The sequence below is a fragment of the Bacillus sp. z33 genome (assembly GCF_058313615.1).
The window spans coordinates 50,086-68,014 of sequence record NZ_JBZFQN010000001.1 but is presented as its reverse complement, the minus strand read 5'-3'; the positions used below and the strand labels follow the sequence as shown (position 1 = coordinate 68,014).

Genomic DNA, 17,929 nt, shown 5'->3' with positions numbered 1-17,929 from the left:
AGGAGTGTATATTAATGGAATATAATTATCGACAAATTCCCGGAATTAACAATCTACCGTTTCCTACTTTAGGAGGTCCTATGGGTGGTGGTTTTCAAGGTAATCCTATGTCAGGATGGCCGGGAACCTCAATAGGATGGCCGAATAGCAATACAGGAATGCCAGGAACAGGCGGACCAACCACTGGGGGCACACCCCCACCTTCACAGGCTACGATCAATATGTATCAATATCTTCTACAAAACCCGTCAGAAGGCCAGCAGCTTCTAACATCAGGTACTTGGGCTGGTACAACTTTTGGAGTGGGCTGTGATAGACGCTGGACCATTATGCTTTTAAACAATGGTCGATATGTATTGATGTGGGTTTTAACAGCAAGTGCGTTTGGTAATACGACAGGAATCATTTTCCCGTCTTTTACTTTTGCCTCTTTCCCTACATCTAATATAGTAGCTTATAGTTGCTAATTATTAATTTATGCAGAAAGTTAATCAATAAAGGCATCCAGGATTGCTATTGGTCATACTTCTAATTGCCAACATTTATTCTTTTCTTTTTGCTTTTATCGAAAGATTGTTGCTAATGCCGAAAAAAAGAGACAGCTTTTGGGGGGCGGCACCTTTTTGCTGTCTCCGTTGTTTAACTAAAGTCCCCAATAATTTAAGTACAACTCTTCACAAAATTCTATTTCTGTTAAAAAGACAAAGCTTTTAAATTAATCTAAGTTAATGGAGTAGTAATGATTTAGATTACAAGTCCTACTATTAAAGATAGAATAAGATTATTGATATTCTTAATTCTCTAACCTCAATCCCATTCCAATAAATTACTATTTCTATGAACGATTTATAAATAAAGAGAGTAGACTTGCTTCCAATTGAGGAGCCAATCGTAAATTTAGTGATTATAAAAAAGAAGGCTCTCGAGACTATCTCGACAGCCTTTTAGCGATGACCATGATTTCATTGGTTGCTTGTTTGTTTTTCTTTACTCACACCAATGCTTCTTTTCACTTAACCCAACGTCCTATAGTTTAGCGATGATACTCATGTCCTCCTTGCAAATGACTCTATATTTTTTATTGAGTTAAGTTAGTAGTTTGCCAACTTCAATCTTCAACTTTCAGAAAACAGATATTTGATTTTAAAGAACTCCTTATATGTCATTGGTTTATAATAACTAATTCTGTAATGTAATCATTTATAGCCCAGTGAATCCCATAAAGATTCATAATTATTTATTCAATGAATGATATTCTAGCCATTTGTCTATTTCGCTTTTCAAAAAACGTTTTTCATCCGAAATAGTCAGGTATGGAATATATTCATAGGTATCAAAAGCTCCCCCTTCAATAGATGCTTTCTCTAAATCATCTTCATCAATGATTTCTTCTATATCTTTTGTGCTTACAGATAAATATTCCGCTAGATCATCAATAGTAAATACACTTTTCACCATTGGTACATATTCTTCATTACTTGAAGTAGCAACAGATGAAGAATCAGAGATTAAAAAAGCCCCGACTACTATACTTGCCGCTACCAAAATTCCACCTATAATACCAGTTATATTTTTGTGTACCATTTTTTTCACTCCCCCTTAAAGTCCTAAGACTCTCTATTCCTTTTCTCTACTAATTATAGAAAATCCTTCATCCACTAACCTGCCCATTAAGCTGCATAACAAAAAAGAGCTGATCAGAGCCCTTGATACTGGAGGAATGCTCCCGTTTGTTTAAGTGCATTTGTTCACAAACGTATGATATTATACAGGTAAATAGATAGAGTAATCTAAATTTTCACTTGTAAACTGGGTGCGAGTTCAAGCTATTAATCAGGATGGGCTGCACTTGCAAGTTTGCCCTACTATGGCTATTTTACAAAGGAGGAAGAAAAAATGGCATTCCACGAATTAGAACCAGGTGATGAGGAATTCCTCGAAAAATGTCCAGTATGTGATGAAGGCTATATGGTGCCGACCATAGGACACTGGTACCAATGCAGCAATTGCGGTGTCGAAGCAGAAGAAAGCGATTATGGGGTTCTTATGTTTGACGAAAGTGTAGATTTCAACTAAAAAGTTGGTAGAAATAACTAATATATCCGATTCGAAAAACATTTTTTCCCTTACACCTTTAGTTCAGAGCACATCGTCTTTTATATAAACTTTAGAAAATTCCAGTTTATCGGTGAGCTTGATTTGAAAGTACAAAAGACACTTCGGTGTCTTTTTATAGTCATGTTGACTCCTCTTTATTTCCCTTTTTTTAACATTATTTTATAATATCTTATTCAACTAAACTGCCCCTTTACTCCCATAAGAAAATACAACACAAAAAGGCATTAATACTCCTTGGATCAATGCCTTTGTATGTATCAGAAAAATTTTATATATAGCTCGCGTCGTAGTGTACCACTTAAAATACGTGAATTTTAGTCACTCCGCTCTTCTCATGTCCCTTGATAGAGGATTTACAATCATCTGTATAGAATTATTAATTCATATCAATATCTTAAACAGGAGGATTTCATATTGGAGATTCAAGAAATTAGTTTAACGTGGAGAACTATTGTATTTATCTTAGCGGTGATTTTATTATTTATCTACCCAAAAACTCGAGCTTTTTATATTAAATTGTTGGATTTTGACGTATTAAAAAGATTAAATACATACTTAGTTATTGTATTGGCTTTATTATTCATTTTTATTTCAAATTTATTTATTTTCAATAGAAGCTTATCCGCAACATATAATCTTCTCACTAGTTCATATTCAAGAACAATAATGTTAGATACTTATGAGCTGGTTCTATTTTTAATCAGTATGACTATTTTGATGCCCATCTTTGAAGAGTTGTTATTTAGAGCTCCCCTCTCACTTTGGGTAAATAAACTTCCTGGTTACCTCATTACCTTATTAATTTCTTCTGTTTTATTTGGTTTTGCCCATCCCGAATACCCTCTGTTTGGTTTTATATTAGGTATAGCATTCGGCTTAGTATTCAGACTTACAAATTCTTTAATTCCTGCTATCCTAACGCATATCTTATGGAATTTATTTTCTATATTCTATTTCAATTATATTTAAATTACTATGAATGTAATGACATACAGATGTTTTAATTAATAAAATCTCATTTGGAACCACTAGGGTTCCTTCTTTTATGCTTGGCTTTAAGAACATTTATTGATTTATTTAAATGCAATATACAATTAATCCTTATTGAACTAACCTGCCCATTACTTCCAAAAGGAGGTCAACAGAAAGGAGCACTAATCCTTCCTGGATCAATGCCCCCCGTTTGTTTAATTACAATAGTTCTCAAATATGTACCCATTAAAGTTTTTGTATATGTGTATTATTAATAGACTCTTTATATTTCAATCCAAGGCCCAATACATAAATATATGAGCCATCCAGATAATAGAAAGGACATAAATCCTTATTCAATAACGCTCCCTAGCATAAGCACAATGTTTATAATTTACTAATTGCTAAATTACTGAGATTGATGATTGTTTCTTCAAAAGTTCTGATTGGCTTGTAACCTAATGACCTGATTTTTTCATTCGAGTAGATGGCACATTCCGCTTGACGATTGGGAATTTGATATTCTTTTCCTAACACTCTTATCAACTTTAACCTAAAATTTTGTTCTGGAAAATTCCCATCAATTGCATTATATACGTCTCCAGATTTTCCATTAGAACAAACCAAATGTATCATTTCTGCTAAGTTATCTCCGTGAATCCAAGGTACAATGTCGTTAGGGTGCACCCAATTGACTTTTTCAGCATCTAACATCCTTATGATTTGTCTGTCTCCCCAATAAGAGTTTTCTTCTGCACAAATCGCACCTGGTCTAAGGATTATTACATTGAGCCCCTTGTCCTTGTATTTATTTAGTATCCTTTCAGATTGAACCTTCGTTTTGATGTAGATCTCATCGTGATTATCTACGATTGTGCTGGCCTCATTATAAAATCCCTCTTTAGGTTCACCATAAACGGACAAGGTTGAAATGTGAATAAACTTCTTTATCCCTAACTCTAATGAAATGCTTGCAATGTTTTCAACTCCAATAACATTTGAGTTTACAGCTTCCTCATTGTCATCTCCCAAATAGGCTGCACAATGTATCACTATATCAACATCTATTAATGCTTTATAAAGGGAGCTTCTATTTATCAAATCACCTTGAACGATTTGTACCTCTAATCCTGGAATTGAATTTACGTTGCTTTCGTTTCTTGTCAACCCTTTTATTGCCGTACCTTCAAATAAAAACTTTCTCGCTACCCGACCTCCTAATGTCCCAGTTACCCCTGTAATTAAAATTTTAGCATCTAAATTCCCCAAACAAGTCACTCCCTTATCTCTTACAGACACAAAACTGTATTCCATTTCATTTCTTTGTATTCATTATTCGTCTACGATATGTTCTAATCCTTCTTCCGCTAACCTGCCCCGTTTCTACAATAAGAAATCAACACAAACAGGCATTAATCCTTCTTTGATTAATGCGCCTGATGGCTTCTTAAATGGCTCAACAGATTCTCGCTAGGCTCTGCTCAACCTTTTTCTGAAGTGATAGTAGTTTAGGATTACCGTTAATTTTAATGTAAAAACTTTTTAAAAATGTTTTAATATTGAATACTAAGAACCAATACTTTTCATTCTCAATCTGTTCTTTTTGGGTATTCAATTCACTAGGTAAGTGTTTGAGTAATTGTTCTATTTCTTTTCCATTCAATCCTCTTTCTAGCATTGCAAGAATGGGAATTAATAATCTTTCATCCTCATCGTGAACATAGACACTACTGGATATAAGAACTTTTCTCCACAATACTCTTAATATTTCTGGATAATATTCTCTATCTAGCTTTGGATTCTTCACCAGCTCTTCAAAAGTATCAGCTACGTGTGCGATGCTATGTGCCCACCCCTTACCTTTCACATATCCTCTTAAATCCTCTTCAAGGTCAATGTACTTAATTAGCTTTTCTTTAATGTTATCAATAGAATCTTTGGACAAAAAATTTGCTTGATTATCCCTGTGCAGTATCAATGCTATTAAAAGGGTAGTAAACGCTCTTGTGAATACAGTATCGGATTCCTTTTCACCGATTCCTTTAAACATTAATTCATTTATACAAGTATCTAAAAGTTTAATTAAAAGTGCAGTTTCAATTTGATTGTTCTCAACAATTAATCTATAAAAGAAGGTATAGATCAACTGATCTCGGAGTTCACTATCTGTTGAACCAATATGCTGTAACATTGATTGTAATATCAAAGTCATATCTAACTCTTCCCAGTGACATCTTTCATATTTAATCTCAGTTAAAATAGACTTTAGTTCACTTTCACCATAAGAAACTTTCCCAAAGGATAAATTCATACATTTAAATCCCCTTTCCCCACGTACTGTGTGTACCTGAAGCTAAAGTGACTTTATATTTCATACTAAAAGCCCCTCTACAAGTGGTATCAAGACACGCTTCTTTATACACAACATTATCTTTTAGAAACATCCCATTTTGAACATCTATAATCAGCAGTGCTTTTTCATTATTCTCCTCATTATCGTTTCTTTTTTAATTCATTGACTAAGAATTCTTTATGAAGATGAGATAAATCAAGCAATTCAAGGCTTCTAGTATTAATTAACTCAGTTAGAGTATGTACTTCATCCCACGCCGACTCGTAAAGAGACCTGTCAATAATTCCATTTAAAAGAGCCTCTTCAAGTTCGTCAGCATCTTTTTGAATTACTTCTCCAGAAGGCAACAAAATGATATCTAAATATAAATCATTCCAATAGGGGATATCATTTTCTACACCATTTTCAAGGCAAACATCAATATACCATTGCACTATATTTCCGTTATTATCGAACATTGTTGTTACTGAATGCATTTTTTCTAAGGGGAATTGTTGAAGCCACATATAGCCATCATCAACAATACATATATTCTGTTCCTCATATCGAAAGGATAATGGTTCAGCAACTTTCATTAGTTGCAATAAAGTTATATAGCCCTTAAATTCTTTGGTATTAAGAAACGCTTGTGCATATTTTTTATCCAAGACACGTTTCCATCTTGAACGATTTGCATATTTTCTCTTTATCATTTCCATCCTCAATCCAACAGAAAATCACCTGTTTATTACTTTTAGTCTAAAGTAAATTACTATAATAAGGCGGTTCTAATTCCGCAAACCCTGCCCCATTACTTCCATAAGAGGTTCAACACAAAAGGGATTAATCCTTATTAGATCAATGCCCACTGTCAGTCGTATACCTCCATCATATTGATGTGCTATTGTTAGCTTTTTTACGTGAATAAAAATATGAAATAAAATATGAAGTCAAAAATAAGATAATACCCACTTTATTAAATAGGAGATACACATCAAGTACATCTTTAAATGAATCTAACGGATAAAAACCACTTAATAGCAACGTTGGAAAAACAGTAATCAGCATCGCCATATAATGAGCAAAAATTTGCTTTAAAAAACTCCATTGTTCAATTTGATATATGACGCTTGTCAACCCAAGGAAAAAGGCTATAAGGCCATAAAAAAAATAAACACTCGAATCATCTGATTGCCCTTGCAACTTATACGACAGTGAAATCATTAGTAAGATACTAAATGAGATAAACCCCCTATATAATCCCTTTAAAAGTAATTGCAACATAAAATCCCCCTTTCTTGGTATTTCCTGTTATTAATTATATACGATAGATACTTGTTTGAAGTTTCAGAAAATTTATTATTCTGCTAACCTGCTCCTTTAGTGAAATAAGGCTATTTTTCTAAAATAAGATAGTCTTTAGTTTTGGAATATGAAATGCCATTTTTATTAGCAAAATCAATTAAGTCTTTAAATACGCCACTGGGAGAAAAATTTACAATTCGAATGTTGAATCCTTTTTTAACGTGTATAATAGCACCTTTGGTATACCAATTTACTCGTTTGAATTTAATCTGTTTTGTTTGATTAGGGTATATACTTGTTTTATATAAAGGCAAGTTAAAAAACAATATTTGATACTCCAAATAGTCTTCATTTATCTCAAGTATAAATTTTATAAATAATGAACCAAGAATGACTAAAGAAAATATTATTTGAAAGTATAATAACCAATTGGAATAGTCATTTATTGAAACTGCAATTAATAGCAGGAAATACCCTAATGTTTTTCTTTGAGTCCTAGCGATATAAATCAACTAACTCCCTCCTTTTCCTTACTTTCGAAAAGTATCAGCAACTATATTACTAAATTCTCTGAGGTAGTAAAGGTAGTCATCTCCGCCATAGTTATATCGTTTGTTATACATCTTTGCAACGACCACTCTGTATTCGGGAATGATAAGGACAGTTGGACCTGTTACCCCTAATATTTGAAAGGATCCTTCTGGAACCCTATCACCAAGCTCACTATGGGCAGCTGGAATTCCTTGTACATACCAAAACAAACCATTTTGAGGAAGTTTATGATCTTTGTAAAAAGGGCTTTGTACTTGTGTGGCAATTTCAATCACTTCGCTTGGAACAATTTGTTTCCCCTGTGCAAACCCTTTGTTTAAATGAAGATTCCCCCATTGTGCAAACTCCCGAGCAGAAGTATGTAAGTTTGACTCCATTCCATCAGTATAATTCCCCAGATTGAATGAACCTTCCGAATCTGGATCATCAATTTGTTTAACTAATGATTCATTTTCTTTCGTTTGCCAGGCTGTTTCCTTAAAACCCAAAGGTAAAAATACCCTTTCTTCTAAGAGGTCTGAAAAGCTCATATTAAATAGACGATTTACCAGCCTCGTCATCATTAACACATTTATTCCTCTATAAGCCCAACCTTGACCTGGTTCAAACTCTCGAAAAATAGTACCATCCTCTTTTTCGTGTAACCCGTGTGAGTGAGTGACTAAATGCCGTATTGTTGTTTTTCCTAGCAATTGTTTATCCATTTCCCTGAAATAATTTATTGCGTAGTCATCAAGGCTTTTGATTTTCCCTTCATAAAGGGCATATGCAACTACTAAACCAAGGTAGCTCTTTCTTGCAGAAGCTACGTTGAATTGGGATGCTGGGGTGACTGGAGCTGATTCAGGAGAATTAGAATGATAACCATCATAGTGTTCCAATATTACTTCGTTATCTTTTAGAATATATAATGAGGATGCACTGCTTCCGTTTTTTTTCTTTATTTCATCTACCCAAGTAATTAAGTTTTCAAGTTTCTCCAAATAAATCATCTCCTTGATCTTCCGCATTTGTATGAAAACCTTATTTACTATTCTCTACTGATTGTTAGTAATCCTTCTTCCGCTAAACTGCCCTTTTCGCAGCACAACAAAAAAGAGCTAATCACAGCCCTTGATAACGAAGTAAAGCCCCCGTCATTTCAGTACTAAAATTAAAATATTTTAGACATAAAATACTCGTTATAAAATTCATCATCGATTAGCAATGATTTCCTTTTTATACCTTCTATCACAAATCCACTTTTCTTGTATAAAGAAATACCTGCCTCATTTTGAGTAATAACTGTTAATTCTAATCTTGATATATTAGAGTTTCTTGCCCACTCTTCTAATCTTTGAAATAAACTTGTTCCTATACCGCGTGCTCTATATTTTTCTAAAATACCAACCACAAGATATGCAGAGTGCTTTGTTCTCTTAACGCTACCGCCTAAGGCTATCAAATAGCCAACAAGTTCTCCCTCTTCTTGTTCTGCAACAAATATTGTTGAATTACTTTGCTGCTTGATGCGTTCTAATTGTTTACGTTGTTGTTTAGGAGTGGTTTTTCTTTCTCCTCCTTCCATAAGCATAAACTTAGCTTCAGATTCAACTTGTTTAATTAGACATATAAATTTTTCGGCATCCACGGGTTGTATCCCTCTAATTAACATTATGAAATCCCCCCAATAAACAATATCCAAAATTATAAATATGTTTGCTACACTAACTTGAACCTTTAGCAGAATAATAGAAAAGAGCTGATTACAGCTCATGATATAGGAGTAATTCCCCTGTTTGTTTAATTAGAATTTTTCACAAATGGTTCCCTAAGATATATTTACGAGCTAAATTAAGCATCTTCTCTTGTATCTCCTCGTTATTCTTTTCTTCATCCGGTTAAATATTAATCCTAATTCTTTAGTACACCATCATTATTTATTTTCGATTCCTTTAACCAATCTAATGAACCAATACAAGATTATCCAAGGGAGAATAAATTTCGTAGCCCATTCTACATAATAACTCAAGGACCATATGTTGATACCGAAAAATGAGACTAATACAAAAAGAGCAAATAATATAATACCAATAATTAAATATTTCATTATAACTCTCCCTCTTTTTTATGGTTATGGGAATATATTCGGGATAATTAATATAAATACCTTCTTCAACTAACCTGCCCCTTTACTTCCATAAGAAATTAACACAAAAAGGCTAATCCTTATTAGGTAATAACTGTTATAAAAGTAAAAATATGTTAATATATATTTAGGAATGTAATTTGGAGGGGTAATTTATGGGAGCTTTGACTATTGTGGGAATTATACCTATTCTGATAAATTTAGGATTACTCGTTTTTGCTATTTATGTTGCAATTAATATCTTAAAGTTAATGAAACAGAAAAATGTTTATCTAATGGAAATTCGTGATGTAATCAGGAAAAATAATAGTGCCGATTAATTTACCTATTTTCCCACTACCAATTTTGATATTAGAAGATTAAATACCGTCAATGGCGGTATTTTTTTCTTTGCGATGTATCTCAAAGTGTTTATAGATGTTTTATTCGATACTGACAAGTTGAAATAAGTAATCTGTTCCATATGTTTAATATACTAATTTTTTCTGAGTGCAAGCTAACTGAAACTAATTGTTGCGTTATCTAATAAACACTTCATCTCCCGAAGAATGGAAATAGTTGTATACCCATATCGAATAATACACTAGCAACGATATAGATAAACAAACCCCAGAATAAAATCTTCATAAACAGAGCCCATATTTTATCATCTTTATCTTCAACTCTATTATTTTTCTTCTGTTTTCTATATAAGCCTTGCACTTTTCTAAGCGTCTGATTTTTATCTTGTTTGTTAAGATCCATCGTATCTCTCCATCTCCTGAATAATTATCTATTCTTTATTAATGCTCTAATATCCTTCTACCGCTAACCTGCCCCTTAACTTCCTTGGTTCGTATCAGAAAAATTTTTTATATAACTCACGCCGCAGTGTCCCGCTTAAATAAGCGTAAATTTTAGTCGTTTCGCTCTTTTCGTGTCCCATCAAATTTTGAATAACTTCTAGTGGTGCACCATTATTCAATAAAGTGGTGGCATAACTATGTCTCAATTGATGGGGTTGAATGCTTTTAATAATGCCGAATCTTTTCGAAATCTGTTTTATGGTATATCTCATTTGAGATATACTCATCCGATGAGGAGACCGAATGGTTACAAATAACGCTTCTTGATCATCTGTTCTCTCCTCCAGATACCTCTTCAACCAGATATCACAACTAGTATTAAAGTATACTTCTCTTTCTTTATTTCCCTTACCTAAGACTATTAAGGACTGATTAGAAAAATCAATTGATTGCCGATTCAAAGTAACTGCTTCGCCAATACGACAACCGGTTGAATACATAAATGCATATTCTAAAGTTGTATGATAGGCTTCTCTTAAATGCTCGATTTCTACTTCAGATAAAAACTTCGGTATTCGAATATCTGATTTTGGTTCCTTAATTTTCGACGCTGAATTACCGTTCAATAAATTTTCGTCTTGGGCCCACCTAAACAGCGACTTTATAAAACATATCCTGTGACTCCAGCTAACAGCTTTTAATTGATCAGCAACATTCCCAAGGTAAAGCTTAAATGAATCGGTGGTTATTTCATCAAGAGATAAATCACCGAGATTCCGAATTAACAAGTTTAATTGAACACTACATGCTTTAAAGTCTGAGTTTAATATCCTTGGATCTGTTTTATCAGCTTTATATAAATTCCACGCTTCAGATAGTTGCCCCCGATAGTTTAAGTGCAATTCTTCACGATTTATTTTCGGAAAAACTTACTTCCTAACCAACCGCTTAACAAAGCGGATAACCCAGCAATTATAGCTTTGGTAATGAGGCTTGTATTAGGAATTAAATACTCTACTAAAAAAACCACAACTCCAACAAATAGACCTGCAAATAAAGCTATTCCTGGGCTTCCTTTATTCAATATAGCCACCTCCATTATTAGATTCTAAATACTAATAAATTTCATATATTATCAATATTACCTTCTTCTGCTAACATGCCCCTTTAGTCGCATAAGAAAAGACCGTTGAATAGAGCCTAGATCTTCTCCTATTGCCCCCCGTTAATGATTCATTATAGAGTTTATTTCCAGTCTGCAGCCAAAAGCCCATAAATTATTTGGTCTTCATAATGATCATATAACCATTCTGCCTGCCTGGTTCTTCCTTCTTTTTCAAATCCATATTTCTCTGGCAATGCTCTACTTCGTACATTTCCAGCTGCAATATAAACCTCAATCTTATTAAGTTTTAATATATGAAATCCATAATTTATAACTTCTTTAAATGCTTTTGACATAATACCTTTCGCTTGAAAGTCCTTTCCCAACCAATAGCCTATTTCCCCTATCCTACTAATTTTATCAATCTCATTAAACCCAATAGTACCCGCCATTTGTCCTCTATACATAATTGCAAACCACATAGGATATCCACTGTTTTCTACTAATCCTTCTATCCTTAATTTTAGACTTTTGTTTGTATCTTCTTGGCTATTAACAGAGTCTATCCAAGTAACCCAAGGTTTTAAGTGTGACTTTGAATTAGATACTAAATTATAGTATTCCTCTTGATCATCTTCAGTAAATAGTTTTAAAGATACTTCTTTATCAATCTTATGTATAAACATATTCCACTCCCTTTAAATACTGTTCAAAGTATTCTTTTACTCGCATAAAAATATTTCTCTTTCTATGGCAGCTCGAAGTTACACATTTTTTATTAATTCTATATATTATTCAAATTATCCTTCTTTGATTAACCTGCCCCGATAATCCAATAATAAGGAAGAGCCATCACAGTGTTCCTTGATCAATTTTTATTCCAGGAAAAATATTCTTCTTTTTAAAATCAACAACAACTCATATGTTATAATATTTGAAAAATGATGGAGGTTTTACGTTGTCAACCTCAACCTGGGTTCTGCCAATTATATCTTTGTTATATTTCATAATTCCAATCGTATTTGTAATTTGGTTTGTAACTAGATTTTTAAAACTACAACAGAAAAAAAATCAAATCCTTCAAAAGATATCGGACAATCTAGAGAAACTAAATAATAATGATGCTTAATTTACATTTGAAAGAGTATCTACTCTTTCATTTTTTTACTATAAAACTAAATAATACTATTGTTTAGTCAATGAAATTATAGCTTATTAAGCTAACCTGCCCCTTTACTTTCATAAGGAATTCAACAGAAGAAGGCATTAATCTTCTAAGATCAAACCAGCTAATAGGATGTCAATATCTCTCTGTAAAATTTATTTTTTTATATGCTATACTGTTTTTAGGCATACCAAATAACCCTCCAGATAACTTGTGGAAGGTTTTTCTTTATGTGGTTAAAATGTCTTTCTAAGCTATATCTAGGAAATGTTCTTTCCTTTTTAATAAAGCATAAATCCAGTGAAGAAGTTTATTGATACAAGCGATCATTGCCACTTTCGACGGCTTTCCTTCTAAGCGTTTCTTGTCATAGAACTCCTTGAGCTTTTTATTTCTGGAACTTCTTATTCCACATAAAACTGCTAGATACAAGCTGTGCCTTAGCCTGCTGGAACCTCGTTTGGTAATCCGATTCGTCATCGCTATAAACTTGCCAGATGAATGGACACTTGGATCGATGCCAGCGAAGGCAACCAATTTCTTAGGGTGATTAAACCGATCAATCTCACCAATTTCGGAAATAATCGTGGCAGCGATTTTTTCTCCGATTCCAGGGATAGATTGGATAATCTTATATTCTTCTATTTCATTGGCCAGGGATACCATTTGGCTCTCCAATTCCGAAAGGTGTCCTTGGTAATGAAATAGGATGTCTATATACATATTAAGATTGATGAGATGGCTTTGATACATCACCTTTTGAAAGGATTTTGAGAAGCTGAATGGATTAATTTCCTTGCTTTTTCTCTTGCCCACTGAAGAGAACGAGTTGGACAATACCCTTTTATTCGTTCTGTTAATTCCTCTTCATCCGTCTTTAGAATCTTCTCCGACGTTGGATATTCTCTTAATATCGATAAAGATACTTTCGAAAATAGATCTCCAAATACCTTTCGGTAATCAGGAAAAACCTGATCCAAAATCGTATGAAACTGCAATTTTGCCTCTACATACATATTCGTCACGATTTCCTGTTGTCTAGATAGATTACGAAGGTTCAACAGCTGACTTCCCCTCATTTTATAAGGTTCAAAGTCCTCTTTGTAATAAAGGGTACATAACTGATACGCATCAAAAGCATCTGTTTTTACTTTTCTTAAACTTGATTTCTTTGCTTGATGAGAAATGAGTGGATTTAACAGAATATAAGGCAACGCGTTTTCTTCTAAGCATTGAATAATAGGAGTATGATAATGTCCCGTTGATTCTAATATGACTACTGGCATCTTACCTGTCATTGTTTTAATTTCGCTCAAGAAACTTACAAGCCGATCCAATTCATCACGATTATGCTTAATTGAATAGTTCTTTCCATATGGCTTTCCTTTATCTAAAAAAGCCTGAATTTCACTCTCTCCTTTAGCTACATCTATACCCACAACTGGGTGCATTCTTTTTCCTCCTCTTACGTATTCACCAGTAACCCCTATTTCCTCCAAGTAGTATTATAGCTTCGCTTGTTATACGAGATCTCAGTCCCAACCAGCCGCAAACATATTTCTACTAGTAGGGGGTGAACAGTTTAGCCGACGGGATCAATGTCCCACGCCCCCGTACGTTCTACCCTGGCTACTGATAGAATAAATCCATATAAAAAAAGTTCAACCAGAAAGTTCTGGCTGAACTCTATAATACGAATACCCCGTTAATTATCTTATAACTCCATTGCAATTCTGTATATACTCGCTTCCCCATTCCGTCAGCATATTAAGCGTAGGATTGAGCTTTATTCCTAAATCGGTTAAAGAATATTCCACTTTTGGCGGAACTTGATTATATACCTCACGGTGAATAAGTTGAAAGTTTTCCAGTTGCCTTAATTGTTTAGTCAGCGATGAGTGTGTTAAGCCATCAAATCTCCGTAACAGTTCATTGAATCGTACTGGTCCATCCTTTAGATGAAAAATAATCATCAAAGACCATTTACCCGACAATACTTTCTGAGCTGTAGTGAACGGGCAAGTTAAATCGGCACTATTTAATTCAATCATGAAATCCACCTCTTCCTTTATTCTAAGTTCATATAAGCCCTATCAATTAACCTGTGTCTGAAATGTCGCACTTCCTTATTAGTACACCATTTAATCGTAACGACACAAAAATATCGTACTATTCAGAATAATCATAATCTAATATTATTGATTATGCATTAAAAATATAATTAAAGGGGTAGATGAGATGTCGACGAATAAAGGAAGATTCAATGGGAAAGTTGCCTTGGTTACAGGAGCAAGTCGCGGGATAGGGGCGGAAATAGCCAGAAAATTAGCTGCTGGCGGAGCAGAATTTATAGGCGTTCATTATGCCAGCAATAAAGACGCTGCTTCAAAGGTTGTTGATGATATTAAAAAGCTGGGCTCAAAGGCTGTGGCGCTGGAAGCAGATTTAACCACCGGCATTTCCGGTGTAAATAAGCTTTGGAGCGCTTTTGAAGAGGCTGTTCGATCGGAAATCGGAACTGTGCAGCTAGATGTCTTAATCAATAACGCGGGGATTGCACCCGCAGATTCTTTTGAAGAAACATCCATTGAAATGTATGAGGATGTCATGAACGTTAACCTTAAAGCTCCATTCTTCCTTTCTCAAGCAGCCAGTCCTTATATACCGGACGGCGGACGGATTATTAACATCTCTACTGGCTTTGCTCGTATTGCCGCTCCAATGCAAGCCATTTATGCGGCTTCCAAGGGTGCCCTTGAGACACTGACTTTGGCCTTAGCCCCACATTTTGCATCAAAAGGCGTTACAATTAATGCTGTAAGGCCTGGAATTACGGCTACTGATATGAACAAGGAGATGCGATCCACCCCAGAAGGCCTTGCACAAGCAGCTGCATTATCTGCGTTCAATAGAGTGGGTGCAACTGAAGATGTTGCTGATATAGTTATGTTTTTAGCATCCGAGGAAGCACGATGGGTCACGGGGCATTTTATTGATGCCACCGGAGGAAGCAGGCTTTAAAACAAGAAGTTAGAGATTCTAGGCGAGTTAATAATAAGCAGAAGAACAAAACGAAAGATATAGATTTATTCGCTATTGATTAATTTAATTGAGAAGAAGAGAAACATTCAACTAATGGGGTTTCTCTTTATTCTTCATTTAAAGTTGATACAAAATGGACACCTATCCCTTTTTATTCAAGAGCAAGAGTTTATGCGAAAATAGCCATATTTATTGCAGGAAATCTATTAATAGATCTTTATGCTGAGCAGATAGTTTTAGCAAATCCAATTTTCCACTGCTTATTAAATGTTTAAGGGTCTTTGTTTCTTTCCAAGCTAAATCATAAAGTTGTTTATCAATGATTCCCTTGAATAAAGCATCCTCCAATTCATCGGCATCTTTTTCAAACATTTCTCCAGAAGGTAAAAGAATGATATCCAGAAATAAATCGTCCATCCAAGGTCTGCCGTTATCGATTCCATTACATAGACAAATATCTATATACCATTGGACGATATCTCCTCTTTGATTAAACATTGTAGTTACTGAATGATTTTTGTCTAAAGGAAACTGTTGAAGCCACATATATCCATCATCAATAATGCAAAGATTTCTCTCATCATAATTTGCAAATAAAGGCTTAACTACCTGTACTGCATGCAGCAACGTTATATATCCTTTGAACTCTCTTGTTTCAAGATATGTTTTGGAATATTCTCTTTTTAAAATGCGGTTCCAGTCAAAACGACCACCATATTTTCTTTTTAGCATACCCATCTCTCCAATACCATGGACTTTCTGAGACTAATAAAGTTCTCCGCATACTCCATTATTTCATCCAATTAATACTCATAAAATAAAACTCATTTGCATTACTTAACTTTTAATATTCTTATCTTCTGCTATCTCAATAAGATTTTAATAATAACTCTGTTAAATATTAAAAACCAAAGCCCTTTTACACCTGTTTACTTATGTTACTGGCAGAAGTCCGTTTGTGGAAACTCCTTAATGTAGAGAGTTATCAATATTTTACAATTGTCGTTACACCACGTTCAGTTAATAATGTTCGATGGCTAAGCTCTTCTACCCATTTTTTATGGTTTAGCTGAAATAACCCATATTGATTTTGGTAGGTATAACGACCAACGTTGATCATAATTGGCTCTGGAACTTCAAGGACACGCTGTATATATTCTTCATACCAATGTTGAACAGGTATTTCATAAAGTTCGATAACATCGCCTACATCCATATATTTTTCCAAATAAACAAAAAAATGATGACCAAGAGCTCCGACTTCATATATATATGGCATTGATAGAACTGGTTTAACAATATCACACCACCATTTATCTGCTTCATACACTGAGAAACACATAGCTAATTCATCTATGTAATTAATAGGGCAATCCTCTATTTCTTCAGGCATTATAAATGGCTTAGACGATGCTAAAAATTGAATACGCGACATATACAAGCCCTCCGTTCACTTCCATAAACTTGTTTCTTAATTTTATTCAATAAATTTATTTTGAAATCATTTCAATTCCACTCTATAACTTTTTCTACTAAACTGCGAATCATTTCAAAATCTCATATATTATTATTTTGAAATCTATTCTTCCAATAAAATAAATTCAAAAATTCTCATCGGTTTTCTTAAGCATACATGATAAAATAATGGATAGAACAGAGAAAAGATGGGAGAGGAAGAACTATATGACAACTACCATTCATCCACAAAAAGAAACACCTGTTTTCCCCCACTCAGGTCATATCATCGAGACAGAGAAAAGACGAATTCCTATCTTAGCTCGTCACGGTGAACCACTTGTCGTTGTATTGGGAAACGTCTTAAGCGACGAGGAATGCGATACATTGATAGAGTTAGCAAAGCAAGATATGAAACGCTCTACCGTTGGAGCAACCCGGGAAGTAAACGGAATGCGTACGAGTACAGGTGCTTTCATTGAAGATACTCAAAATGAAACCGTTTTACGCATTGAAAAACGCCTAGCTGAGATCACTAACATTCCATCTGAACATAGCGAAAATCTCCATATCCTTCGCTATACTCCTGGTCAGGAATACAAAGCACACTTTGATTATTTTGCTTCGACAAGTCAAGCAGCTCAAAATAACCGAATTAGTACGATTGTCTTATACCTAAACGATGTAGAAGAAGGCGGAGAAACATACTTCCCTCACCTAGACTTATCAGTCGCTCCACAAAAAGGAATGGCCGTTTACTTTGAATATTTCTACCAAGACGAATCTCTGAACGAAAAGACCTTACATGGCGGTTCCCCTGTCACGAAAGGTGAAAAATGGATTGCAACTCAATGGATTCGGAAACAACGTATTCGTTAATAGGATAGTAGAGCGAGGCAATGATGTATGCCTTGCTTTTTCTCTTGTTCCGATAATGAAAATACTTTTCTAAAGAAACATAGCATGGTCA

At 34.2% G+C, this 17,929-nt stretch carries 21 protein-coding genes and 1 pseudogene; 6 read left to right on the top strand and 16 right to left on the bottom strand.

Going from position 1 to position 17,929, the window contains the following annotated elements:
- Positions 1 to 14 precede the first annotated feature (14 nt).
- The gene (locus tag AC4G3L_RS00390; RefSeq protein WP_491075001.1) at positions 15 to 467 is read left to right on the top strand and encodes a hypothetical protein; all 453 of its coding nucleotides are present in this window, start codon (positions 15 to 17) and stop codon (positions 465 to 467) included.
- Positions 468 to 1,233: 766 nt separating this feature from the next.
- Here the strand turns inward: AC4G3L_RS00390 and AC4G3L_RS00385 are convergent.
- Complete coding sequence (locus tag AC4G3L_RS00385) at positions 1,234 to 1,584, bottom strand: hypothetical protein (protein ID WP_491075000.1); 351 nt, start codon at positions 1,582 to 1,584, stop codon at positions 1,234 to 1,236.
- A 312-nt stretch (positions 1,585 to 1,896) separates the two neighbouring features.
- Between AC4G3L_RS00385 and AC4G3L_RS00380 the strand changes: the two genes are divergently transcribed.
- The gene (locus AC4G3L_RS00380; protein ID WP_491074999.1) at positions 1,897 to 2,076 is read left to right on the top strand and encodes a hypothetical protein; all 180 of its coding nucleotides are present in this window, start codon (positions 1,897 to 1,899) and stop codon (positions 2,074 to 2,076) included.
- A 456-nt stretch (positions 2,077 to 2,532) separates the two neighbouring features.
- A complete protein-coding gene (locus AC4G3L_RS00375; RefSeq protein ID WP_491074998.1) occupies positions 2,533 to 3,087 on the top strand; it encodes a CPBP family intramembrane glutamic endopeptidase in 555 nt (184 codons plus the stop codon).
- Positions 3,088 to 3,477: 390 nt separating this feature from the next.
- Here the strand turns inward: AC4G3L_RS00375 and AC4G3L_RS00370 are convergent, their stop codons facing one another.
- From AC4G3L_RS00370 to AC4G3L_RS00340, 7 genes are all read right to left on the bottom strand, one after another.
- Positions 3,478 to 4,359, bottom strand: coding sequence for an NAD-dependent epimerase/dehydratase family protein (locus AC4G3L_RS00370; protein WP_491074997.1), 882 nt, complete (start codon positions 4,357 to 4,359; stop codon positions 3,478 to 3,480).
- A 187-nt stretch (positions 4,360 to 4,546) separates the two neighbouring features.
- Positions 4,547 to 5,401, bottom strand: a complete 855-nt coding sequence (locus AC4G3L_RS00365; protein WP_491074996.1) for a DUF2785 domain-containing protein — start codon at positions 5,399 to 5,401, stop codon at positions 4,547 to 4,549.
- A 182-nt stretch (positions 5,402 to 5,583) separates the two neighbouring features.
- Positions 5,584 to 6,135 carry a ribonuclease FAU-1 family protein gene (locus tag AC4G3L_RS00360; RefSeq protein WP_491074995.1) on the bottom strand — a complete coding sequence of 184 codons (552 nt, stop codon included), beginning with the start codon at positions 6,133 to 6,135 and terminating at the stop codon, positions 5,584 to 5,586.
- Positions 6,136 to 6,310: 175 nt separating this feature from the next.
- The gene (locus tag AC4G3L_RS00355; protein ID WP_491074994.1) at positions 6,311 to 6,706 is read right to left on the bottom strand and encodes a DUF3021 family protein; all 396 of its coding nucleotides are present in this window, start codon (positions 6,704 to 6,706) and stop codon (positions 6,311 to 6,313) included.
- 110 nt (positions 6,707 to 6,816) lie between these two features.
- A complete protein-coding gene (locus tag AC4G3L_RS00350) occupies positions 6,817 to 7,239 on the bottom strand; it encodes a hypothetical protein (RefSeq protein WP_491074993.1) in 423 nt (140 codons plus the stop codon).
- An 18-nt stretch (positions 7,240 to 7,257) separates the two neighbouring features.
- On the bottom strand, positions 7,258 to 8,262 hold the full coding sequence (locus AC4G3L_RS00345; protein ID WP_491074992.1) for a serine hydrolase domain-containing protein: 1,005 nt from the start codon (positions 8,260 to 8,262) through the stop codon (positions 7,258 to 7,260).
- Between the two features lie 170 nt (positions 8,263 to 8,432).
- Positions 8,433 to 8,933, bottom strand: coding sequence for a GNAT family N-acetyltransferase (locus tag AC4G3L_RS00340; protein ID WP_491074991.1), 501 nt, complete (start codon positions 8,931 to 8,933; stop codon positions 8,433 to 8,435).
- 629 nt (positions 8,934 to 9,562) lie between these two features.
- Here AC4G3L_RS00340 and AC4G3L_RS00335 point away from each other — a divergent pair.
- Entirely contained in the window at positions 9,563 to 9,727 is a 165-nt protein-coding gene (locus tag AC4G3L_RS00335; protein ID WP_491074990.1) for a hypothetical protein, read from the top strand.
- A 214-nt stretch (positions 9,728 to 9,941) separates the two neighbouring features.
- Here AC4G3L_RS00335 and AC4G3L_RS00330 read toward each other — a convergent pair whose 3' ends face one another.
- The 6 genes and pseudogenes from AC4G3L_RS00330 to AC4G3L_RS00305 all read right to left on the bottom strand — a co-directional run bounded on the left by AC4G3L_RS00330 (position 9,942) and on the right by AC4G3L_RS00305 (position 14,513).
- Positions 9,942 to 10,151: a hypothetical protein gene (locus tag AC4G3L_RS00330; protein ID WP_491074989.1), complete on the bottom strand. Its 210-nt coding sequence runs from the start codon at positions 10,149 to 10,151 to the stop codon at positions 9,942 to 9,944.
- Between the two features lie 94 nt (positions 10,152 to 10,245).
- Entirely contained in the window at positions 10,246 to 11,022 is a 777-nt protein-coding gene (locus AC4G3L_RS00325; RefSeq protein WP_491076210.1) for a tyrosine-type recombinase/integrase, read from the bottom strand.
- Positions 11,023 to 11,105: 83 nt separating this feature from the next.
- Positions 11,106 to 11,276 (bottom strand): hypothetical protein, encoded by a 171-nt coding sequence (locus AC4G3L_RS00320; protein ID WP_491074988.1) that lies wholly within the window; start codon positions 11,274 to 11,276, stop codon positions 11,106 to 11,108.
- 161 nt (positions 11,277 to 11,437) lie between these two features.
- Entirely contained in the window at positions 11,438 to 11,983 is a 546-nt protein-coding gene (locus AC4G3L_RS00315) for a GNAT family N-acetyltransferase (RefSeq protein ID WP_491074987.1), read from the bottom strand.
- A 728-nt stretch (positions 11,984 to 12,711) separates the two neighbouring features.
- Positions 12,712 to 13,913, bottom strand: a pseudogene (locus tag AC4G3L_RS00310) (IS110 family RNA-guided transposase).
- Between the two features lie 258 nt (positions 13,914 to 14,171).
- Positions 14,172 to 14,513 (bottom strand): winged helix-turn-helix transcriptional regulator, encoded by a 342-nt coding sequence (locus AC4G3L_RS00305; protein ID WP_491074986.1) that lies wholly within the window; start codon positions 14,511 to 14,513, stop codon positions 14,172 to 14,174.
- Between the two features lie 187 nt (positions 14,514 to 14,700).
- On the opposite strand from AC4G3L_RS00305, the gene AC4G3L_RS00300 reads away from it, so the two are divergent.
- Positions 14,701 to 15,483 (top strand): SDR family NAD(P)-dependent oxidoreductase, encoded by a 783-nt coding sequence (locus AC4G3L_RS00300; protein WP_491074985.1) that lies wholly within the window; start codon positions 14,701 to 14,703, stop codon positions 15,481 to 15,483.
- A gap of 210 nt (positions 15,484 to 15,693) precedes the next feature.
- Here the strand turns inward: AC4G3L_RS00300 and AC4G3L_RS00295 are convergent, their stop codons facing one another.
- Both AC4G3L_RS00295 and AC4G3L_RS00290 read right to left on the bottom strand, forming a co-directional pair.
- Positions 15,694 to 16,236, bottom strand: a complete 543-nt coding sequence (locus AC4G3L_RS00295; RefSeq protein WP_491074984.1) for a ribonuclease FAU-1 family protein — start codon at positions 16,234 to 16,236, stop codon at positions 15,694 to 15,696.
- A 253-nt stretch (positions 16,237 to 16,489) separates the two neighbouring features.
- A complete protein-coding gene (locus AC4G3L_RS00290) occupies positions 16,490 to 16,939 on the bottom strand; it encodes a hypothetical protein (protein WP_491074983.1) in 450 nt (149 codons plus the stop codon).
- A 248-nt stretch (positions 16,940 to 17,187) separates the two neighbouring features.
- Here AC4G3L_RS00290 and AC4G3L_RS00285 point away from each other — a divergent pair, with 248 nt between their 5' ends.
- Complete coding sequence (locus AC4G3L_RS00285) at positions 17,188 to 17,838, top strand: 2OG-Fe(II) oxygenase (protein ID WP_491074982.1); 651 nt, start codon at positions 17,188 to 17,190, stop codon at positions 17,836 to 17,838.
- Positions 17,839 to 17,929 lie beyond the last annotated feature (91 nt).